The 20,427-nt window shown below is 61.1% G+C and carries 20 protein-coding genes; 15 read left to right on the forward strand and 5 right to left on the reverse strand.

Translation table 11 applies throughout. From position 1 onward, the window contains the following. Positions 1-7 precede the first annotated feature (7 nt). The 7 genes from MRX98_RS13055 (at position 8) to MRX98_RS13085 (ending at position 6,111) form a co-directional block, all read left to right on the forward strand. Positions 8-967 carry an ABC transporter substrate-binding protein gene (locus tag MRX98_RS13055; protein ID WP_246909390.1) on the forward strand — a complete coding sequence of 320 codons (960 nt, stop codon included), beginning with the start codon at positions 8-10 and terminating at the stop codon, positions 965-967. Continuing rightward, entirely contained in the window at positions 964-1,767 is an 804-nt protein-coding gene (locus MRX98_RS13060) for an ABC transporter permease (protein ID WP_246909391.1), read from the forward strand. The genes MRX98_RS13055 and MRX98_RS13060 overlap by 4 nt, the downstream gene beginning before the upstream one ends. Further along, positions 1,764-2,564: an ABC transporter ATP-binding protein gene (locus MRX98_RS13065; protein WP_246909393.1), complete on the forward strand. Its 801-nt coding sequence runs from the start codon at positions 1,764-1,766 to the stop codon at positions 2,562-2,564. Before MRX98_RS13060 ends, MRX98_RS13065 begins: the two co-directional genes overlap by 4 nt. 214 nt (positions 2,565-2,778) lie before the next feature. Beyond that, a complete protein-coding gene (locus MRX98_RS13070) occupies positions 2,779-4,311 on the forward strand; it encodes a mercuric reductase (protein ID WP_246909401.1) in 1,533 nt (510 codons plus the stop codon). 80 nt (positions 4,312-4,391) lie between these two features. Continuing rightward, positions 4,392-4,547 (forward strand): hypothetical protein, encoded by a 156-nt coding sequence (locus MRX98_RS13075; protein ID WP_246909403.1) that lies wholly within the window; start codon positions 4,392-4,394, stop codon positions 4,545-4,547. A gap of 105 nt (positions 4,548-4,652) precedes the next feature. Then, positions 4,653-5,189 carry a carboxymuconolactone decarboxylase family protein gene (locus MRX98_RS13080; protein WP_246909406.1) on the forward strand — a complete coding sequence of 179 codons (537 nt, stop codon included), beginning with the start codon at positions 4,653-4,655 and terminating at the stop codon, positions 5,187-5,189. Between the two features lie 16 nt (positions 5,190-5,205). Next, positions 5,206-6,111, forward strand: a complete 906-nt coding sequence (locus MRX98_RS13085) for a DUF547 domain-containing protein (protein ID WP_246909414.1) — start codon at positions 5,206-5,208, stop codon at positions 6,109-6,111. Between the two features lie 113 nt (positions 6,112-6,224). On the opposite strand, the gene MRX98_RS13090 is transcribed toward MRX98_RS13085, so the two are convergent. The 5 genes from MRX98_RS13090 to MRX98_RS13110 form a co-directional block, all read right to left on the reverse strand. After that, positions 6,225-9,362 (reverse strand): NAD-glutamate dehydrogenase domain-containing protein, encoded by a 3,138-nt coding sequence (locus MRX98_RS13090; RefSeq protein WP_246909422.1) that lies wholly within the window; start codon positions 9,360-9,362, stop codon positions 6,225-6,227. A gap of 104 nt (positions 9,363-9,466) precedes the next feature. Continuing rightward, positions 9,467-10,009 carry a 2-oxoacid:acceptor oxidoreductase family protein gene (locus tag MRX98_RS13095; RefSeq protein ID WP_246909424.1) on the reverse strand — a complete coding sequence of 181 codons (543 nt, stop codon included), beginning with the start codon at positions 10,007-10,009 and terminating at the stop codon, positions 9,467-9,469. A gap of 36 nt (positions 10,010-10,045) precedes the next feature. Continuing rightward, positions 10,046-10,855 (reverse strand): 2-oxoacid:ferredoxin oxidoreductase subunit beta, encoded by an 810-nt coding sequence (locus tag MRX98_RS13100; RefSeq protein ID WP_246909425.1) that lies wholly within the window; start codon positions 10,853-10,855, stop codon positions 10,046-10,048. Between the two features lie 3 nt (positions 10,856-10,858). Then, positions 10,859-12,010: a 2-oxoacid:acceptor oxidoreductase subunit alpha gene (locus tag MRX98_RS13105; protein ID WP_246909427.1), complete on the reverse strand. Its 1,152-nt coding sequence runs from the start codon at positions 12,008-12,010 to the stop codon at positions 10,859-10,861. Next, positions 12,007-12,237: a 4Fe-4S binding protein gene (locus MRX98_RS13110; protein ID WP_246909434.1), complete on the reverse strand. Its 231-nt coding sequence runs from the start codon at positions 12,235-12,237 to the stop codon at positions 12,007-12,009. Before MRX98_RS13110 ends, MRX98_RS13105 begins: the two co-directional genes overlap by 4 nt. Before the next feature lie 689 nt (positions 12,238-12,926). Between MRX98_RS13110 and MRX98_RS13115 the strand changes: the two genes are divergently transcribed. The 8 genes from MRX98_RS13115 (at position 12,927) to MRX98_RS13150 (ending at position 20,427) form a co-directional block, all read left to right on the forward strand. Then, positions 12,927-13,697: a putative hydro-lyase gene (locus MRX98_RS13115; RefSeq protein ID WP_246909441.1), complete on the forward strand. Its 771-nt coding sequence runs from the start codon at positions 12,927-12,929 to the stop codon at positions 13,695-13,697. 451 nt (positions 13,698-14,148) lie between these two features. Continuing rightward, positions 14,149-15,186, forward strand: a complete 1,038-nt coding sequence (locus MRX98_RS13120; protein WP_246909443.1) for a TRAP transporter substrate-binding protein — start codon at positions 14,149-14,151, stop codon at positions 15,184-15,186. Positions 15,187-15,316: 130 nt separating this feature from the next. Continuing rightward, positions 15,317-15,913 carry a TRAP transporter small permease subunit gene (locus MRX98_RS13125; protein ID WP_246909459.1) on the forward strand — a complete coding sequence of 199 codons (597 nt, stop codon included), beginning with the start codon at positions 15,317-15,319 and terminating at the stop codon, positions 15,911-15,913. Then, a complete protein-coding gene (locus MRX98_RS13130) occupies positions 15,910-17,196 on the forward strand; it encodes a TRAP transporter large permease (protein WP_246909461.1) in 1,287 nt (428 codons plus the stop codon). Before MRX98_RS13125 ends, MRX98_RS13130 begins: the two co-directional genes overlap by 4 nt. A gap of 24 nt (positions 17,197-17,220) precedes the next feature. Beyond that, on the forward strand, positions 17,221-17,916 hold the full coding sequence (locus MRX98_RS13135; protein ID WP_246909469.1) for a DUF2848 domain-containing protein: 696 nt from the start codon (positions 17,221-17,223) through the stop codon (positions 17,914-17,916). Positions 17,917-17,985: 69 nt separating this feature from the next. Continuing rightward, a complete protein-coding gene (gene pxpB / locus MRX98_RS13140; RefSeq protein ID WP_246909471.1) occupies positions 17,986-18,693 on the forward strand; it encodes a 5-oxoprolinase subunit PxpB in 708 nt (235 codons plus the stop codon). Beyond that, positions 18,693-19,640, forward strand: a complete 948-nt coding sequence (locus MRX98_RS13145) for a 5-oxoprolinase subunit C family protein (RefSeq protein ID WP_246909472.1) — start codon at positions 18,693-18,695, stop codon at positions 19,638-19,640. Before pxpB ends, MRX98_RS13145 begins: the two co-directional genes overlap by 1 nt. Before the next feature lie 10 nt (positions 19,641-19,650). Next, on the forward strand, positions 19,651-20,427 hold the full coding sequence (locus MRX98_RS13150; protein ID WP_246909474.1) for a substrate-binding periplasmic protein: 777 nt from the start codon (positions 19,651-19,653) through the stop codon (positions 20,425-20,427).

Consider the following 20,427-nt stretch of genomic DNA (forward strand, 5'->3'; position numbering starts at 1 on the left):
GGCGCACATGCACGGTTTTGGTAGCGCGCTTCGAATCGCAGCGTTTATTATCTTCATCCTAGTCTTGTGGCCGTTGTACGCCATGGCCGCCGAACCGGTTCCCATCGGCACCTGGAAAACGGCCCAGACCATCCAGCCTTTTTTCTACGACCGTTTCCTGCCCGCCGGCATGACCAGCCGGGTGTTCACCTTCACCAATCCGGCTGACCAGAAGGCGGCGCTATTGGCCGGCAGCCTGGAGATGTGTGGTACCACGCTGGCCCATGCCATCCATTCCGCCGTTATGGGACAACCCGTGGTGGTGGTGGCGGCCCTGTGCAACAAGAGTTCCGCCCTTGTGGTTGCCAAGGATGGGCCGATCCAATCGGCATCGGACCTGAAAGGCAAGAAGATCGGTTACGTGCCCGGCACCATGCACGAGATCCTGCTGCGCGAAACACTGACCCGCAACGGTATCTCTCCGCAAAGGGATGTCCGACTGGTGCGGGTCGATTTCTTCGACATGGGGACGGCCCTGGCCCGAGGGAGCATCGATGCTTTTCTTTCCGGCGAACCTTTCCCCGCCTTGGCCGTCACTCAAGGTTACGGCCGGATTCTGACCTATCCCTATTACGGCGATGCGGTGGGCACCATCAATGCGGGGATGATGGTTCGCCGTGACAGCATCGAAAAGCACCCGGAGCGGGTGGCCGCTCTGGTGCTGGCCCACGCACGGGCCACCCGGTACCTCAACGCCCATCCGGACGAGTGGCTGCAGCGGGCGGCCTCGTTCGGAACCCCCGTCGCCGTCCTGGCGGCCGCCGCTGCAAACATGGAGCTGGCCTGGGATATGGATGAACGCTATCTGGCGCAGGCCGAAGCGTTGGGCAATCGCATGCAGGCCCTGGGTCTCATCGACCGGCAGCCGGATTATGATAAGTTGTTCGATCTTTCTTTTGTGCGTCGGGCGAGGGCGCACCTGCAATGAAAAGGTCTCATGATTCAGACGCTTGGGCGCATCGTGCCCTTGGCGGAGGGTTGCCGGTCCTGCTCCTGGTCCTATGGTTGGCGGCCTCCGAAACCGGCATGGTGGCGCCGTACCTGCTGCCGCATCCCAAGGATGTCTTGGCCACTGCCGCATCCTATGTCTTCGGTCACGGCGGACAAGCCGGCTTTGCCGGGCGCTTTGTGGATGATTTCAGCGCCAGCATCGCCCGTGTGATGCTGGGCTTCGGATTGGCCGTGCTGGTGGGCCTTCCGCTGGGAATCCTCTCCGGCCGCCTGGCCCTGGTCAACCGCTTGCTGGGCACCACCATTAACGCCCTGCGGGCCGTGCCGGGCATCAGTTGGCTGCCCCTGGCCCTGGTCTGGTTCGGCATCGGGCTCAAGACCACCGTGTTCCTGGTGGCCCTGGCCGCGTTTTTCCCGATCTACCTCAATGCCGAAGCCGGCGCACGCCAGGTGAACCCGACCCTGCTGCGGGCGGGCGCCATGATGGGGGTGCGGCGCCTGCGCGGCACCTTCGCCATTTTATTGCCGGCGGCCATGCCCAACATCATCACCGGGCTGCGTCTCGGCCTGGGCATCTCCTGGGCCTACCTGGTGCTCGGGGAGTTGACCGGTGTGCCCAACGGGCTGGGCGCCATGATCATGGATGCCCGCATGCTCGGTCGCATTGATGTCATCGTGGTGGGTATTATTTTCATCGCCGTTATCGGCCGTTTATGCGACGTGGGGCTTCACCAGGCGTTGCGGCTCGCATTCAAAAGCGCGCGGAGGCTACCGTGAAACCAAAACTGAAGATCGTTTCCTCTCGGCAGCGTCCTGCCGACGCCCGGGCCATCCTCGAGGTGGAGGGCCTGAGTAAAGGGTTCGCCACCAATGGCGCAGGAGAGATCCTGGTGCTGAACAAGGTCGAGTTTACCGTTCGCAAGGGAGAAATGGTTTGCATCGTGGGTCGCAGCGGGTGCGGTAAATCGACGCTGTTGAATATACTTGCCGGTTTCACATTCCCGGATAGAGGAAGGGTGCGGCTCCGGGGCCGTCCGGTCGACCGACCCGCGCCGGATCGCTGTGTGGTCTTCCAGGAGGATGCCCTGTTTCCCTGGTTGACGGTCAGGGAAAACATCGCCTTCGGTCTCAAAACCCATTCAATGAGCCGCCGGGACAAGGAGCGGGAGGTCGATCGTTTTCTGGCGCTGGTCGGTTTGACCGATTTCGGTGGCTACCTGCCTTCGGAAATATCCGGCGGCATGAAGCAGCGGGTGGCCCTGGCAAGAGTGCTGATACTGCAACCCGAAGTGCTGCTCATGGATGAGCCTTTTGCTGCGCTGGATGCCCAAACCCGCGAGGAGATGCAAGATCTGTTGCTCCATCTGTGGGCGAAACTGACCCACTCCATTGTCTTTGTGACCCATGACGTGGGTGAGGCCGTGCTGCTGGCCGACCGGGTGCTGCTTTTCGAAAATGCGCCGGGCCGTGTCAAGGAAGAGATCGCCATTGACCTGCCCCGTCCCCGGGAAAAGGATACGGGACGCTATTACGCGCTGTGCCGCGCCATCACATCGAAAATGAAGCGTGTTTGAAGGCGTTGTGCGCCACGAACCAATAAGGCACTCGGTGTTTGACATCACATCGAAAATGAAGCGTGTTTGAAGGCGTTGTGCCCTTTACAGGCGCTTCTTATCCGACATGTAAGTTTCCCTCCCCTTTGGCGACTGAAATACCAGTGAGTCGCATGAGGGTGACAAGCGATCCGTGAACGAAAGGCGGAAACCGACGGTTACAAGGAGTATGCCGATGTCTGAACACAGCCAGGAGGGTCAAATCATCGCACCGTGGGACCAACACAACCACGCCTTGGCTGCGCAGGTGCATCCCGCGGATTGGAAAAATCCGGAACCCGCGTCGCGCTACAACCTGGTGGTAATCGGCGCCGGTACGGCCGGGTTGGTGAGCGCGGCCGGCGCGGCCGGCCTGGGCGCCAAGGTGGCGCTGGTCGAGCGGCATATGTTGGGTGGTGACTGCCTCAATGTGGGCTGTGTGCCTTCCAAGGCCCTGATCCGTGCCGCCCGTGCCGCTGCAGCCGTGCGGGATGCCGACGGCTTCGGTGTGCAGGTGCCTGAAGGGGTGCGTGTCGATTTCGGCCGTGTCATGGAACGCATGCGCCGGTTGCGGGCATCCATCGCCCCCAACGATTCGGTGCAACGGTTCAGTGCATTGGGTGTGGATGTGTTTCTGGGCCCTGGCCGTTTCCTCGACGACACCACCGTGGCGGTGGGCGATGATCGGCTGCGCTTTAAAAAGGCGGTCATCGCCACCGGCGCCCGCGCCGCGGCGCCGCCCATCGAGGGCCTGGACCAGGTGCCCTACCTGACCAATGAAACCCTTTTTTCGCTGACCGAGCGGCCCCGGCGGCTGGCGGTCATCGGCGCCGGTCCCATCGGATGCGAGATGGCCCAGGCGTTTGCCCGCTTCGGGTCCGAAGTCCTGCTGGTGGAAACCGCCCATGGCATCCTGCCCCGGGAGGACAGCGATGCCGCCGCGCATGTCTTGGCATCCATTCACAAAGACGGTGTCCGACTGCTGTGTTGCGGCAAGGCGTTGAAGCTTTCAAAAGCCGGGGACGACCAGGTGCGGCTTTCTGTGGAATCCCACGGCCGAACGTATGATGAGGTGGTCGATCAACTGCTGGTGGCGGTGGGGCGCGCGCCCAATGTGGAGGGTTTGGATCTGGCGGCGGCCGGCGTGGCTTACGACAAGAAGGGCGTACAGGTGAATGATTACCTGCAGACCAGCCGGCCGAATATTTACGCGGCGGGGGATATCTGCTCACCCTATCAGTTCACCCACGCCGCCGATTTCATGGCGCGCATCGTCATCCGGAACGCCCTGTTTTTCGGTCGTGCCAAGGCGAGCGCACTAACGATCCCATGGTGCACCTATACCGAGCCGGAGATCGCCCATGTAGGGTTGTACGAAAAAAAGGCCCGGGAGCAGGGGATCGAAGTCGACACCTTTACCCGGGAACTGGGCGAGGTGGACCGCTCGATTCTCGAGGGCAGTACCGACGGCCTGGTGCGGGTGCACGTGCGCAAAGGCAGTGACAAAATTGTCGGCGCCACCATCGTGGCCGCCAATGCCGGCGACCTGATCGCGGAAGTCACCCTGGCCATGACCCATGGGCTGGGCTTGAAACAGATCGCCGCTACCATCCACCCCTATCCCACCCAGGCCGAAGCGCTCCGGCAGGTGGCCGATGCCTACAACCGCACGCGGCTGACCCCCTTTGCCCGTTCGCTCTTCTCCCGGTTGATGGCCTGGCGGCGCTGAGCGCAAACGGGGAAGGGAAGCATCCACTATCGGCCCGTCTATTCATCCCCGCGAGCACAATGTTGCATCTGGACAAAAAGATGTCCATTTTGAAACACAAGGTGATCGATGATTACCGGAGAGAACGGCTGACCGTCGATGCCGGGGACATAACGGAGAATCCTGAAGACACGGACGCCGCAGGGCTTTCCCCCGAAGCCAAGGAACGCATGAAGAAGTATCTGCGTAAATTGTGACGGTCGCCGCCGATGCAGGCCATCAACCTTGCAATGTAAGGAAAAGGGCCGCCGGGCGACCCAATGGACACAACACCATCACCTATCCATAGAAAGGAGATCATCATGGCCAGATTACCTGTGATCACCAAAGAAACAGCAGATGAAAAAACGGCAAAGACGTTTGAGGCCATCGAGCCCAAATTCGGCAAGGTCCCCAATATCTTCAAAGGGATGGCCAACAGTTCCGTGACGTTGAATGCCTACTTGCAGTTGGACCAACTGATTGCCGGCGGCAGTTTTTCACCCGTCGAACAGGACATCGTGCGCATCACCGTCAGCCAGTATAACAAGTGTACCTACTGCCTGGCCGCGCACACCGGCAGCCTTAAATCCAATGGTGTATCCAAGGAAGAGATTTTGAACATCCGCAAGGGAAAACCCACGGATCCCAAGCACGCGGTGCTCATCGACTTTACCCTGACGGTGATCAAAACCAGCGGGTTTGTCAGTGACAGCGATTTGGACACCTTCAAAAAGGCGGGATATTCGGATGTGCACGCCGCGGAGATCAGCGTCATCATCGCGCAGAAGGTTCTGTCCAACTATTTCAACCACATCAACGACACGGACCTGGACTTGCCGGCCGCACCTGAAATCTAATCAAAGGATGTGCCTGATGCCGGATGCTCAAATCGTACTGTACGGTGGCCAGAGCAACATAATGAATGGATGGATCAGAAAACCACCTTTGGCAGCGGTCATCCTGCTGCTGACGATTTGGGGATTTTCGGGTACCGCTGCCGGCGATCCCTTGGTGCAGCCGACTTTCGCCCCGTTTTCCGATCTGCTGGGCGGATATCTCATTGAAAAGACGACAGCGCAAGGCGGTTTGGTGTCCGCCTTTGACTACCGGGGCGCCATGGCGGATGCGCAGGCGGGCACGTGGCTGCGGGAGCAGCGTCGGCGATTGGCCCGTTTTGACCGGTCCGCCCTGACAACCCGCGAACAGGCCATCGCCTTTTGGACCAACGCCTACAATTTTTTCATGGTGGCCCACATCCTGGATAATCCGAAGGGAGATCGTCCGGTCAGCGGCGTGAAGGACTACGGCAGCCTTTTCAATCCCTACCGTGTGTTCCGGCAGAAACTTTTCGATGTGGGCGGAGAATTGGTAAGCCTGGACCAAATTGAAAAGCAGATCCTGCTCGGCGAAGATTTCGAGCAGAGGGGCTGGAAGGACGCACGGGTGCATTTTGCGGTCAATTGCGCATCCGTGGGTTGTCCGCCGCTGCGCCGGCAGATTTACCTGCCCGGCAATGTGGATGACATGATGACGGAAAACACCCGCATGGCCTTCAACACCCCGCGACATTTGCGGCAGGAAGGCACCGTGCTCCATGTGACGCAGCTATTTGAATGGTATGCCGACGACTTTGCCGAGGCGGCGGGATCCTTCGAGGCGTTTATCCGGCAGTATGCCGACCCCGCGACAAGGGCGCAGTTGAAGGATGCCGTTGACATTCGCTTCATCGATTATGACTGGCGCCTGAACACGCCGGAGAATTTTCCCGAGCTGCGCTGAAAAGCGCCATCAGAAGGCGATACAAGCCACCGGTCTGGCAAAGGCCGGGAGCGGTCGCAATGCGGTGATCGCTCCTGCCTTGCAGGTGCATAAGACACCGCCTTGATCGATTTTTACTCCGCCGCCACGATGGATTGCAGGCCGGCGGAAAAATCGGCGGTCAGCCGTTCGAGAAAGGCGGGCCATTGATCGCCGAAGCGATAGAAGGCCATGGATGCCAGTTTCTTGGTGATGATGGCATCCCGGTAAGGCCGCAAATCGTTTGTGTCCAGCTTTTCGAGGATGGTGGCTATTCCAAGCCGCGTGACCAGAGCGGCGGGGATATACTTTTCCATTACCTGCCGAACAGTATGCATGTCCTGTAAAATGGTCTCCAGGTGCTGCTCGAAGGTGTGCTGCAGATCGAAAATCTGTTCGCTGGTGGTTTCAGAAAGGGTGAACAGGGGCACCGTCGGATCGGCGGCATGGATGCGCAACAGCATCCCGGTTTCCAGCCGGGCGTTGTGCGCCACCCGTGTCATGACATCCCGGATCAGGGCCCAGCGGGTGTCGGTGTCGTCGATCAAGGCGGCCTCGTAGTCGTCCCCCAACAGAAAGGCGGTGAGCACTTCGGCGATGGCGCTTGAGTACACCCCGCCCTTGTTGGCCGTGGTGTCCTTGATCTGCTTGATACCGGTGGCGGCGGCGATATATCTTCGGGCGGCATCGTCGAAGAAGACATTGGCACCTTCCACGATGAATTGCAGCTCCTGAAAGACGGAGAGAAACGGTTTGACATTGCCGCGGTTGATGGTGTCCTTGAACCCGCCGCAGGGGATGAAGGCTCGAATGTCCGCTTGGCGGATGAACCGTCGGTTTTCGGGCGTGGATAGGAAGGTGCGATGGAAAAGGGCGCCGTTTTCCACCACCGTGCCGTCGGGCAGGGTCACATCACGGGCCGCGGCGGGCACCAGAAATCCTCGCGGACCCAGCTTGTCCGCCGGATAGTGGAGCGTGTTGGCCCGCGGCGCGCTGTGCCGCATGAAGGCGATGCGGGTCAGCGCCTCTTGGTCCAGGCCGTCGGGGTCGAACAAAACGCCGCCCCCGTCGATGACCAGGCAGATCTTGCCTTTGTAGCATTGGATTTCGTTGGCGCCCAGGTCGCCGTCCGGCCCGCCGGTCATCATCAGGTTCAGCGCTTCTTGCCGGGCGCCGTGATGCTCGACCAGGCTCCGGAAGGCGGCCATGACCCCGGTGGTGGTCATGCCGCTGGTCTCGATGCGGCCGCCGATGTGGGTGAAAAGGCCCGCCATGTCGGTGGTGACCGCCACCGTCTTGCCGTTGATCTGCAGCTCCGTGCCTTGTTCCTGTCGGTCGAAGAGCCCGAACAGGTCGCCGTTGTTCAGCATCCCGTAGGTGTCATGGGGAATGCCGATGCTTTTGCCGGTGGTCAGTGTGCGCCAGTGGCGGTAGCCGCGGTCACGGGCGCGGCGGGCCACCGCGTCCATGAGGCCGGCTGTGCCTTCGTCGGGGCCGAAGAAAATCATTTCGGGACGACCATGGTGGTCCACGATGGCCGCATCGCCCAACACCAGGTCCAGAATGCCCTCTGTGTAGTCCAGCAGGGCTTGGCGGCCGAGGGTGCTGTAGTCGGCGTGGGGCACCACCACCCCCTTGGCGCCGCTTTCGCAGATGTCCTTGTGCTTGAGCCGTTGGGCCTTGGGGCCCAGGGCGTAGTTGAGCAGCACGGCGTTGTCGATTTCCGCGGGGTGGGTGGCATCGGACACCCGGATCAGGCGTAGCCCGCCGCGGGCGATGTCGCCGGCCCGCATGTGCGTGCCGCGGGCATAGTGGCCGTTGACGAAGAAAATCCCGAACACGAATTGATCGAACACCAGCGGATCCAGGATGCGGTTGTCGCAGCGGAAGGCGAAGGAACGTTTGCCGGGCTTGTAGAAGTTGGTCTTCAAGGTGCAGGCGACCAGCTTGACCATGAAGCGGAAGATGTCGCCGAACACCCCGTTGTCCATGAAGCGGGCGGCCAGCGCCCGTTCGAAGGCGGCGGCTTGTGTTTCGAGCGCCGCGGCGTCGATGGGGCCTGGATGGCCGGGGCGATGGCGCCGCGCGAACAGATCGTGGAGTGTTTTGACCAGATCGGGATGGCTGGTGACCGCCTCCAGAATCACCTTGCGGGTGTAGGTCGACTTGTTGGCCCCGTGAATACGTGCCGCGAAGGCTTCCATGTGGTCCTTGGTGTCCAGGCCGGCCAGGATTTCCCGATCCGTGGCGTTGTCCCGCTCCTTGTAGATGAACATGTGGGTGAAATCCACGGCGTTGATGGCGAAAAGCATCTCCTCGAAGGTCAAGCGGCCGTCCAGGTAGCACTGGCTTATGGGATTGACGGCCAGGGCCAGGAAGGCGGCCAGATCGCGGGTCAGGGCGCTCTCTTCTTCCGCGCCGAGGGATCCCGCGAGGTAGAGGGAACAGATGGAAGACGGCGTGGCGGAGGAACCCAGGTAGGGTTCCCAATAGGCCCGCATCAACACCCGCCCGTGATCTTCGATCAGCTTGCGAAACACCGGCAACTGCGGCACGGCGAAGTCGCTGTTGAACATCAACCGCGTTTCATCGGTTTCGGGCACGCGGCTGACGGTGATCAAGGGGCATACCGCCTGCTCGCAGGCATGTAGAAACGCCTTGTAGCGTTGCCGGGTCGGCTCCGGCGTGGCCAGGTAATCACCGGCCAGGGAGAAGAGAAATCGGGAGCCGTCGAATGCCTCGCGGGAGTAGTCGCGCACCGTTTCGGGGCGGATGATGTAGGTGTAGTACCCATAATCGGGACAGTAGTAATATTCGCGCCGATGGCCGGAGATGGTCTTCTCCAGCATCTTTTCCATGGCATCGCGGGTTTCGCGGGTGGCGATGCGCACTTTCTGCACATTGTCCTTCTGGGCCAGGTCGAAGTCGATGTGGGCCACCCGCCCGGAGAGGACCGGCTTGTTCTCCTTGAAGGCGAGGTTGGCGGCGATGGCCCCCAGGATGTGCTTTAGCGATCCCTTGTCGATGTTCTCGAAGAAATAGGCCGGCAAACCCAGCTCTTCAAGCAGAATGCCGGCCGCAAGGTTGAGGCAGTTGGCCGTCAGCAGCCCTTCGGCGGCCAGGTCCACCACAGCCTCGTAAAGCAGGCCGGGGTCGAGGTTCAATGCCTTGGCCCGGGTGGTGATGTGGGCGCCCTTGGATGGGATCGTGTCCTTGCATTCCGTGGATTCCATGGCAGCTCCTTGGTTATCGATGGGATACCGATGCCGCGGCAGTGCTCGTGCGTATTGACAATGCCCGCAATCCGCCAGCCGGGGATGGACACTTTCTGCTAATTCTAATCATTATGGCCCAAGCGGTAGCCCAATTGCAATGCCCCGCGGTTCATATCCAGAAAAGCAGGCGGTAGCCGTTGCGCGAGGGATTTTTCGACCGCATCCATGCCGACCACGCCGGTCAGGCCGATGAAGGCGCCCAGGACACAGATGTTGAACACAACCGGCTTGCCGATCTTTTCCATGACCTGTTCGTACATGGGCAATTCACGCTGCACCGCGTCCACCTTGCGCTGGGTGGTGACGAAACGTGAATCGGTCAACAGCAGGCCGCCTGGGCGGATGAGGGGCGCATATTTGGCATAGGCCTCCTGGGTCAGGCAGACCAGGAAGTTGGCCTGGTTCACTTTGGGGTAGTTGATGGGCGCATCCGAGATGATGACGTCCGAGCGCGTGGCCCCGCCGCGGGCCGCCGCCCCGTAGGCCTGGGTTTGGACGGCGTTGCGCTGTTCGTGCAGCACGGCGGCTTCGGTCAGCAAAATGGCGGCGGTGATCACCCCTTGGCCGCCTGATCCGGAGAATACAATGCGATGTCGTTGGGTCATGATCCTTGTCCTGTTTTCAAAGGTTTCCGGCGACGGCTAGGTCAAGGCCGCGCCGTCGGTCATTGCAGCTTGCACCAGGTGTTCGTAACGCTTGCAATACTCGGGGCGTTCCCGCTGGACAAAGACGCCGCGCGGTATCTTTTCGGGATCGGCCGGCTGCTTATCCAGCGGGACGGTCCCCTCCTTGTAGCGGCGCAGCATCTCCACCGCATCCCCCTGCTTGTTCTTGCGGCCGAAGTAGGTGGGGCACTGGCTCATCACCTCCACCACCGCGAACCCGGGGTGAACGATGGCTTCGGCGATCCGTTTGCGGATCTCCTGGACGTGGTAGGTGGTGGTGCGCGCCACGTAGGAGGCGCCCGCCGCGGTCGCCAGGGCGACCGTGTCGAAGTCCGGATCGATGGTGCCGAAGGGCGCCGTGGTGGCCGTGGTGGCTTCGCCGGACAGGGGAGAGAATTGCCCGCCGGTCATGCCGTAAATGCGGTTGTTCATCACGATGGCCGTGATGTTGATGTTGCGCCGGGCGGCATGGATGAAATGGTTGCCGCCGATGGCCAGGGCGTCGCCGTCGCCCATGGGAACGATCACGTTGAGTTCCGGGCGGCTGAGTTTGACCCCGGTGGCGAAAGCCAAGGCACGACCGTGAAGGGTGTGCAGGGTGTGAAAATCCAGGTAACCGGCGATGCGCGAAGAGCAGCCGATGCCGGACACCATCACGATCTCGTTTTTGTCCAGGCCGAGCGTTTCGACCGCCCGGACCAGATTGTTCAGTACGGTGCCGTGGCCGCAACCGGGGCACCAGATGTGGGGGAAGAATCGCTCCCGGATATAGTCTTGAACGCTCATGACTCAGACTCCTCTGCCTGCGATGAGGCGCAAATGGGCTTTGATGTCGGTGGGCGTGATCAGCACGCCGTCCATGCGGTTGGCCAGGAAAACCCGGGCCGGGGGGCCGAGGGCCGCACGCACCATCTGGCACATGTGGCCCGTGTTCATTTCCACCACCACCACCTGTTTGGCATGCCCGCATTCGCGGGCCACCTGTTCGGCGGGAAAGGGCCACAAGGTCTGCAGTTCCATCAAGCCGATGCGCTCACCGCGCGCCCTGAGGTTTTCGGTGACATGCAAGGCCGAGCGCGCGGCGGAGCCGTAAGAGATCAACACGGTTTCCGCGTCTTGCAGGTGATATGTTTTGTAGTGCGCCAGGCGGTGGGCGTTGTTTTCGATCTTGTCCATCAAGTGGCGGATCAATCCATGCACCACGCCGGGGTTGTCCGACGGAAAGCCCCACATGTCGTGAAAGAGGCCGGTGACGTTGTAGCGGTGCACGCCGCCGAAATCGCTCATGGGCAGCCGGCCATCGTCCCGCGGCAGATAGGGATGGTAGTCCACCCCTTTGCGGACCGAGGTGCGCAGCCGCTCCACCAGGGGGATGGCGCCGGCTTCGGGCACCGTCAGCCGTTCGCGCATATGGCCCACCACCTCGTCCAGCAAGAGGATCACCGGGGTGCGGTAGGTCTCGGCGATGTTGAACGCCTCCACGGTCATGGCGAACACATCCTGGTGGTTGGAGGCGGTCAGGGCCACGATGGCGTGATCGCCATGGGTGCCCCAGCGGGCCTGGTTGACGTCGCCCTGGGCGACATGGGTGGGATTGCCCGTGGAAGGACCGCCGCGCTGCACGTTGACGATCACGCACGGGATTTCGGCCATCACCGCGAACCCCAGGGCCTCCTGTTTCAGGGAAAACCCGGGGCCGCTGGTGGCCGTCAGCACCTTGCGACCGGTCAGCGAGGCCCCGATGACGGCGCACATGGAGGCGATCTCGTCTTCCATTTGGATGAACTTGCCGCCGTTGGCCGGCAGTCTTCTTGCGAGCAGTTCCATGATTTCGGTTGAAGGGGTGATGGGGTAGCCGGCAAAAAAATCGAGGCCGGCATACAGGGCCCCCTCGACGCAGGCTTCGTTGCCTTGCACGAACTTGGTGGTCTTGGCGGTCATGATGCCTCTTTCTCTTCTTTGGCGGGGGATTTGATGACCTGGATGGCCAAATCGGGACAGCGCTGTTCGCACTGCTTGCAGGCGATGCAGTTCTCGGCGGCCACGACCTCCGCTTTGTCCCGTTGATTCATGACAAGCACCTGCTTGGGACAAAATGCCGCGCAGATGCCGCAACCCTTGCACCAATCGGTGTTGATGCAAATGACGGTGGGATGTTTTGGTTTCATCGGTTCCATATCCGTTGAAAGGTTTGCATTCATGGCCGAAGCACCATGCACGGTGCCCGAGGGCCGTAAAGCGGCAAGGCAAATTGTGTACCAGGCTTTGGTATTCTCGATATCCCTCGCCACCATCCGTTGGGTGCGCCATGCGGGGTCGACGTCAGTGGTTTGGCCCACCGCCTTTTAGTCATAATGGCAACGGTGTATGCGCAGCCCGCAGGGCCTCGCGGCGGTGCATGCATGGAGAGACGCCCCCTGCGGCCATTCCGGCGCAATGCCGCCTCTCGTTTCGCATCAGCGGCAAGCGTGATAACGCGGCATGGCGTCCCCCAAAACGGCCGCCGAATTGCGGTTCGCCGGAATGGGTTCCGACTTTCAGGAACGGATACGGACCGGATTCCGGATTTCCGGAAAGGATTCCGGTTTTTGCGAAATGAATCGGTCGATGTTCGCTTATTCCTGGGGCATGGGATGGGATGATCTGGACAATTTTCAATGGCTTGTTATTTTGTCTTTTACTTTGGCACAAATGCTGCTTTTAATTTGTCGTGCGTATGTTCCACCCATAAGGTGTTGATCCGGCCTTCCGTTTCTGTTTGAATCGCAATAGTAGGGCCGATGGCCTTCAAAGCTGCAACGGATCTGAACTTGGTCGCCTCCCATTGGTTCTCAACCTATAATTAAGGACACGCCCATTGACACCCACGGAACTCAGAGCTCAAATCGCCCGGCAAATGTTCGATAAGCCCACGGCCGGCTACTGCAACGGCTATGTGCAGGCCAACCTGGTCGTCCTTCCCAAAACCCACGCCGCCGACTTCGAACGCTTCTGTCGCGCCAATCCCAAGCCTTGCCCGCTGTTGGAAATGGTCGGTCCCGGCACTGCGAAGACCAGCAAGCTGGCGCCCGGCGCCGATCTGACCGACACCCTGCCGCGCTACCGGGTGTGGCGGGACGGTCACAATGAGCAAGAGGTGGCCGACATCAAACCGTTCTACACACCCGATATGGTCTTTTTTCTTCTAGGATGCAGCTTCTCCTTCGAGGAGGCGCTTGTGAAGGCGGGCATTCGATTGCGCCACGTGGACCAGGCCAAGAACGTCTCCATGTACCGCACCAACCTGCCGCTGGTCGGCGTCGGCCCTTTCCAGGGAGAGATGGTGGTCAGCATGCGGCCCATTCACCGCTCTCAAGTCGCCCAAGCCTGCATCATCACCGGCCGCTACCCCGAGGTGCATGGTGAACCCGTGCATGTCGGCTACCCTGAAATGATCGGCATCACCGATCTGGCCAAACCCGATTATGGGGATCCCGTGGAGATCATGGCGGACGAGATTCCCGTCTTCTGGGCTTGCGGGGTGACCCCGCAGAACGTGCTGGTCAATGCCCGGCTGCCCATGGCCATCACCCACGCCCCCGGGTATATGTTCGTCAGCGATATCAAGAACGAGGCCTACGCCGTGTAGTAAGGTGCCGGCCGTTTTATTTGCGTCTTCCCAGCAGCGGTTGGCGATCCAAAATCGTCGTACGCGTACTCAGCCCCGAAGGGGCGGTTCTCGTACACGTACTCGAAAAGATGCAAAATGTTCGACCATGAAAGACTTGATGGATACCGTAGATGTTTTGATGGAATGCGAAGCGATGGATATAAAAACCGGTAATGATGGTAAGCGTCTTCTTGTTCGTATCGTTGTAGTGTGGGTATAGATGTCATCGGCAGTGATGCAGGTTCGAGAGAGTTTCGAGTACGAGAACGAGTACGAGTACGAGAATGAGAACGCGTACGAGAACGAGTACGAGTACGAATAATTCGGAAGGACGTCGCCAACCAATAGCTGGAGGCGACGCATAAAATCGCGCGCCTCAGGTTGGCGTTGTACACCCTCCATAAATCCTCTGAAAATGAAGGAGATTGCAATGAAACACAAACTGATGATCGCCGTTGTTGTCGCCGCCATGCTGGTCGCCGGTACCGTGGCTGTGGCCGCCGCCCAGGAGTTGCGCATTGTCGGCAGTTGGAACAGCCTGACCTTGTTCAAGAATTTTGAGCAGCCGTTCTGGTCGGAAGTAGTCCCCGAGGAGATGGGCATCAAGACCAGCGTCACTTCCCTCGGCCAGGTGAACCTGCGTGGTGCCGCGGTGTTTCGCCAGATGGACATGGGTGTTTTCGACGTGGTGCACACCGTTATCGACTATGTGGTGGAGGACTCCCCCGCCCTGGCGGGTCTCGATCTGCCGGCACTGGCCCTGGACCTGGAGCTGGCCCGCAAGGTGGTGGACGCTTACATCCCGGTGCTGGATGAATATCTGGCCAAGGATTTCGGCATCAAACTGTTGAGCGTGACCCCCTATCCCGCTCAAATCCTTTTCAGCCGGGACCGCATCAGCAGCCTGAGCGACCTGAGGGGCAAAAAGATTCGCGCCAGTGGCTGGACGACGGCCGAATTCATCAATGCCGTGGGCGCCACCGGCGTCACCCTCAGCTTCAGCGAGGTGCCCCAGGCCATGCAGCGCGGTGTGGTGGATGGTGCGGTGACCGGCAGCCTGTCCGGCTACAGCGCCGGGTGGGGGGAGGTTTCCAACTACATCTATCCGCTGCCCATCGGCGGCTGGGACTATGTCATCGGCACCATCAGCCTGAAGACCTGGGAACGGTTTACCCCGGAGCAGCAGACCAAACTGCAGCAACTGATCAAGGATCGGCTGGAGACCCCCGCCTGGGAAGTCACGGCGCGTGAAACCGTTGAAGGCATAGAGTGTCTCGGCGGCGGCGAATGCCCCCACGGCCGGCCCGGCAACCTGGAAATCCTGGCGCTTTCCGAGGCGGACAAGGCCCGCTCCAATCAGATTCTGCTGGAGAACGTGCTGCCGGCCTGGGCCGGCAAAGTGCCCCCTGAGGTGGTGCAGAAGTGGAACGCCACCATTGGCGAGGTGGTTGGTTTGCAGGCCAAATAGCCCTTTGTCATGGTATTGTAGCAAAGGGCAATTGCCTAAGCAGTGCAACTGAGGATAGGCCGCCGAAGAGATCCGGGGGCGGTGTGGACGCCGTGGATCGCCGCCCCCGGATCATTCTGGAAAGGTTGCTATGAATCTATTGATCCGTATTACGGACCGCCTGGGCACCTGGATGGCATGGGTCAGCGGGCTCCTGCTTTTCGCCACGGCGGTGTTGATCGCCGTGGAGGTGGTGCTGCGCAAAATCTTCGCCATCTCCATGGGTGGCGCCGATGAGATTTCCTACTACGTGCTGGCCGTCAGCACCAGTTGGACCTTCGGTTACGCCCTCTTGCGCAAGGCCCATATCCGCATCGACGTGCTCTATATCCGCATGCCCGCCAAGGTGCGGGTCGCCTTGGACCTGCTCTCCATGGCCTTGTTCGGCCTCTGTGTCTTCATCGCCACCTATTTTGCCTTCTTTGTATTGCAAACTTCCATCCGGCGCGGTTCCGTGGCCAACACGCCGCTGGGCACGCCCCTTTGGATTCCCCAAAGCCTGTGGTTTGCCGGGTTGGTGTTTCTCTGCCTGGTGGTGCTGGTGCTGTTCGCCGGCACCCTCTATCACACCATCAAAAAAGATCCCGCTGGGGCCCATGAACTGACCGGGGCTTCCAGCCTCCTCGATGAGATCGAAGAGGAAACCGCCCGGCAGCCGCGGGTGACGGACAAGGAGGTGGCCCGATGACCGTTGCCGTTACCCTCGGTCTGCTTTTGGCGTTGCTGCTGATCAGCGTGCCGGTGGCCATCGCCTTGATGGTGCTGGGGCTGCTGATCGGCTATCTGTACACCCCTTTTCCGATCCATCGCGCCATGGGCGAGATTTTTTGGTCCGCCAGCACCGATTTCATTTTGCTGGCCATTCCTCTCTTCGTGCTGCTCGGCGAGATCCTGTTGCGGGCCGGCATCGCCCAGCGCACCTACAGCGCCCTGGACAAATGGCTTTCCTGGCTGCCGGGCGGTTTGATGCACGCCAACATCGGCACTTCGGCCATGTTCGCCGCCACCAGCGGCTCCAGCGTGGCCACCGCCGCCACCATCACCACCGTGGCCCTGCCCCAGGCACGGCGCTACAACTACAACGAAAGCCTCTTCGCCGGGTCCATCGCCTCGGGCGGAACATTGGGTATTCTGATTCCGCCCTCCATCAACCTGATCGTTTTCGGCTTTTTGACCAACACCTCCATCCCACAGCTTTTCCTGGCCGGCATCGTGCCGGGCATTTTGCTGGCCGTGCTGTTCATGGTCATGATCCTGGTCATCTGCTTGGTCAAGCCCCACTTGAGCGGGGGCACCCGCTCCGCCACGTGGGCCCAGCGTTTCTCCGGGCTGGGGGACCTGCTGCCGGTGTTGTTCATTTTCGCCGTGGTGATCGGGTCGATTTACGCCGGCTGGGCAACGCCCACCGAATCGGCCGCCCTGGGCGTGCTGGCGGCCCTTGTGCTGGCCTTGCGCTACCGTGCGGTCAATCTGCGTTTCGTGCAGGAGGTGATGGAAGGCACCATGCGCACCACCGCCATGATCATGTTGATTCTGATCACGGCCAACTATCTGAACTTCGTGCTGGATGCCATCGGGCTGGCGGAGATGCTCAAGGATTTTGTCAACAACCTGGGTATGACCCCCCTGAACACCTTGCTGGTGATCATCGTTTTGTATATCGTTTTGGGCTTTTTCGTGGAAACTTTATCGCTGATGGTGATAACAGTACCCATCGTGACGCCCGTGATGGTTTCCGTGGGCTATGATCCGGTCTGGTTCGGCATCATGCTGATCCTGCTGATCGAGATGGCTTTGATCACCCCGCCGGTGGGGCTGAACCTCTTCGTGGTGCAGGGGGTGCGCGGAAGGGGCAACATCAGCGAAGTGATGATCGGCAGCCTGCCCTTCGTCGTGGTGATCGCGATGATGATTGTCGTGTTGATCCTGTTTCCCGATTTGGCTTTGATCTTCGCCCAATACGTACGTTGACCGAACAATTGCGGGAGGTGCGCCGTGGATCGTAGAAAATTACAATTGACCGTCGACGCCCGATCCGGCCCCAGGCCGCTGGCCATCACCATCGACCGGCTGATCGTGGCCGGCTGGGTGGGGCGGGACAAGGCGGCCCTGCAGCATCACATCCAGGAGTTGGGCAAGCTGGGTGTGCCGGCCCCGAGCCGTACCCCCACCTATATGAATTTGTCCCCCATAGTGCTGACCACCAAGGAGGTCATGGACGTGGTGGGCGACGAATCGTCGGGGGAGGTGGAGTGCGTGTTGATCAAGGACGGTGAATCGGTCTATGTCGGCGTGGGTTCGGACCACACCGATCGTGCCTTCGAGCAATACGGCATACCGGCCTCCAAACAGATGTGCGCCAAGCCCATCGCCTCGGTGATGTGGGATTTGGCCGACGTGCGCGATCATCTGGACCAAATCGTGCTGCGTTCCTGGATGACCACCGGCGGCCGCCGTCGGTTGTATCAGGAGGGCCGTTTGGCCGCCAACATCGATGTAATGGACATATTGGCCGCCATCCCGCCCGGGGACGGTCCGGCAGCGGCCCGTATCTGCCTGTTTTGCGGCACCTTCCCGGCCATTGACGGTATCGAGTGCGGCGAGCGGTTCGAATTCGCAATGGAGGATCCGGTGTTGCAACGCACCATTGGTCATGAATATAGTGTGCGTTGTTTGCCGCAATATCTATAACGCACCCCGGGACGGGCAAATCCATTCTGTTTGCAAGGGAGGCGAGATGCCAACGACGACGAGGGCGGAATGAGCGGTCCGATTTTCGATCCACCGCGGTTCAAGGCCAGCGGCGACACGGTGTTGTTGGTGGAGCTGGGCGATGCCATCGACCTGGCCGTCAACGAGGCGGTGCGGGCCTTGACCGAACGGCTGCGCTGGGATCCGCCCGCCGGTCTGAAAGAGGTGCTGCCCGCCTACCGGTCCCTGGCCGTGGTGTACGATCCCCTGGCCATCGCGCCGCAAGTGCTGGAAGCGCATATCGGCGACATGGCGCGTCATCTGGACACGGCCGACATCCCGCCGCCGCGCACCATTGAGATTCCGGTCTGCTACGGGGGCGAATTCGGCCCGGACATCGGCTTCGTGGCCGCCCACAACGGCATCGACGAAGATCAGGTGATCGCCCTGCACAGTGCCGATTCCTATCACATCTACACCATCGGCTTCGCGCCGGGGTTTTGCTATCTGGGCGGTCTGGACCCGCGGCTGCACACGCCGCGGCTGGAAACCCCGCGCACCAAGGTGCCCGCCGGGGCGGTCGGCATCGCCGAATCACAGACCGGTATCTATCCATTGCCCAGCCCCGGTGGCTGGCGCCTGATCGGCCGTACGCCGCTCAAGCTGTTCGACGCCCGGCGCCGCGACCCCTTCCTCTACCAGGCCGGCGACAGCCTGCAATTCGTGGCCATCTCCCCGGAGCAGTATCACGCATTGCAGGCCGAAGAGGAGGCATGATGGCGATTCTGCGCGTCGCGCAACCCGGCCCCTATGCCACCATCCAGGATCTCGGCCGCTTCGGTTACCAGCACATGGGCGTACCGGTCTCCGGCGCCCTGGACCTGATGGCCCACACCACGGCCAACCATCTGGTGGGCAACCCGCCGGAACACGCCACCTTGGAGATCACCTTCTTCGGGCCCGATCTGGAAGTGCTGGCGCCCGTGGACATCGCCGTCACCGGTGCCGAAATGGCGTTGACCATCAACGGCGCGCCGGCACCCCAGTGGGAAACGCTGCGGGTGAAGCCGGGCGATCGGATCGTCTTCGGCCAGGCCCTCAGCGGCTGCCGCGCCTATCTGGCCGTCAGCGGCGGCTTTGATGTCCCCCCGGTGATGGGCAGCCGCGCCACCTTTGTCAGTGGCGCCATCGGCGGCGTGGAAGGCCGGCCGCTGAAAGCCGGGGACCTGCTCGAGCGGGGGGCCGGTGAACTGCTCGACCGGCCGCGGCGACTGCCCTGGCGCCCGCTCTACGGGTCCGAAATCCACCTGCGGGCGGTTCCAGGACCCCAGGAAGAGTGCTTCCCCGAAGCCCTCGACACCTTTTTCTCCGTCCCCTACACCGTGACCGACAAGTCCAACCGCATGGGCTACCGCCTCGAGGGGCCGGTGCTCGCGCGTGATTCCTCGGCCCCCAAGAGCATCATTTCCGAACCGAGCGTGCACGGCAACGTCCAGGTGCCGCCGGACGGTCAACCCATCGTCTTGATGGTGGAGCAGACCATCGGCGGCTACACCAAGATCGCCACCGTGGTCACCGCCGACCTGTTCAAAATCGCCCAGGCCCGTCCCGGCGATCAGGTGCGCTTCCATCCAGTGACCTTGCAGGAGGCCCACCGACTTCACCGGCAATGGCGCGATTATCTGGATCTGGTCCGTGAAGCGGTGGGCGCCGCCCCCGTTTAGGCGCAGCGTCATGGCCCATCGCACATCGCTTTTGCTGGTTCTCGCGGTTCTGCTCTGCACCCTTGCGGTGCCGGCGGCCGAGGCGGATACATACCACTTCGTCACTTTCCATTTCCCCCCCATGGAATATACCGATGACGGTCAAACCGCCGCGGGCGTCGCCGTGGATGTTGTGCGACGCGTGATGCAGGATCTGGGAGAAGCGGTCACCATCACCGTTTATCCTTGGACACGGGCTTTGCAGATGGTCCGCAGGGGGGAGGCGGACGCCATTTTCACCGCCTATCGCAACGCCGAGCGGGAGCGTGACCTCGATTTTTCCACCGAAGTGTTGTTTCCGCAGGTGGTTTTTTTCTATGCCCGGAGTGATGCGCACATCGACTTCGACGGCGATTTGGAAACAGTGGCCGGGCTGCGGATCGGGGTAGTGTCCACCATCAGTTACGGCCCGCGTTTCGATCAAGCCAAATCCGGCTTGTTGATCGACAAAGCGCGCACCCTGGAACACAATTTCGAAAAACTGCTGCGCCGGCGGATCGACCTGGTGCCATCCAACATCCATGGGGCGCAATACACCCTGGCCCGGATGGACGCGGACCCGCGGATCGTTCGACTGCCGCAGATGATCGAGCAGGTGCCCAGCTATATCGCCTTTTCCAAGCAGCGGCGGCTGCTGGACCTGCGGGACCGCTTCGACGCCCGTTTGGCCCAACTCAAAGCCGACGGTGCCTACGCGGCCATCCTGGAACGCCATAACATCCAATTGTTCGAATCCCAAACCCCTTGA

The organism is Desulfatitalea alkaliphila (assembly GCF_022968795.1).
Lineage (GTDB): Bacteria > Desulfobacterota > Desulfobacteria > Desulfobacterales > Desulfosarcinaceae > Desulfatitalea > Desulfatitalea alkaliphila.

Bases quoted from the DNA above. Each gene is read 5' to 3' on its own strand.
- MRX98_RS13055 (WP_246909390.1), top strand. From the start codon at position 8: ATGCACGGTTTTGGTAGCGCGCTTCGAATCGCAGCGTTTATTATCTTC.
- MRX98_RS13060 (WP_246909391.1), top strand. From the start codon at position 964: ATGAAAAGGTCTCATGATTCAGACGCTTGGGCGCATCGTGCCCTTGGC.
- MRX98_RS13070 (WP_246909401.1), top strand. From the start codon at position 2,779: ATGTCTGAACACAGCCAGGAGGGTCAAATCATCGCACCGTGGGACCAA.
- MRX98_RS13075 (WP_246909403.1), top strand. From the start codon at position 4,392: ATGTCCATTTTGAAACACAAGGTGATCGATGATTACCGGAGAGAACGG.
- MRX98_RS13080 (WP_246909406.1), top strand. From the start codon at position 4,653: ATGGCCAGATTACCTGTGATCACCAAAGAAACAGCAGATGAAAAAACG.
- MRX98_RS13085 (WP_246909414.1), top strand. From the start codon at position 5,206: ATGCCGGATGCTCAAATCGTACTGTACGGTGGCCAGAGCAACATAATG.
- MRX98_RS13090 (WP_246909422.1), bottom strand. From the start codon at position 9,362: ATGGAATCCACGGAATGCAAGGACACGATCCCATCCAAGGGCGCCCAC.
- MRX98_RS13095 (WP_246909424.1), bottom strand. From the start codon at position 10,009: ATGACCCAACGACATCGCATTGTATTCTCCGGATCAGGCGGCCAAGGG.
- MRX98_RS13100 (WP_246909425.1), bottom strand. From the start codon at position 10,855: ATGAGCGTTCAAGACTATATCCGGGAGCGATTCTTCCCCCACATCTGG.
- MRX98_RS13105 (WP_246909427.1), bottom strand. From the start codon at position 12,010: ATGACCGCCAAGACCACCAAGTTCGTGCAAGGCAACGAAGCCTGCGTC.
- MRX98_RS13110 (WP_246909434.1), bottom strand. From the start codon at position 12,237: ATGAAACCAAAACATCCCACCGTCATTTGCATCAACACCGATTGGTGC.
- MRX98_RS13120 (WP_246909443.1), top strand. From the start codon at position 14,149: ATGAAACACAAACTGATGATCGCCGTTGTTGTCGCCGCCATGCTGGTC.
- MRX98_RS13125 (WP_246909459.1), top strand. From the start codon at position 15,317: ATGAATCTATTGATCCGTATTACGGACCGCCTGGGCACCTGGATGGCA.
- MRX98_RS13130 (WP_246909461.1), top strand. From the start codon at position 15,910: ATGACCGTTGCCGTTACCCTCGGTCTGCTTTTGGCGTTGCTGCTGATC.
- pxpB (WP_246909471.1), top strand. From the start codon at position 17,986: ATGAGCGGTCCGATTTTCGATCCACCGCGGTTCAAGGCCAGCGGCGAC.
- MRX98_RS13145 (WP_246909472.1), top strand. From the start codon at position 18,693: ATGGCGATTCTGCGCGTCGCGCAACCCGGCCCCTATGCCACCATCCAG.
- MRX98_RS13150 (WP_246909474.1), top strand. From the start codon at position 19,651: ATGGCCCATCGCACATCGCTTTTGCTGGTTCTCGCGGTTCTGCTCTGC.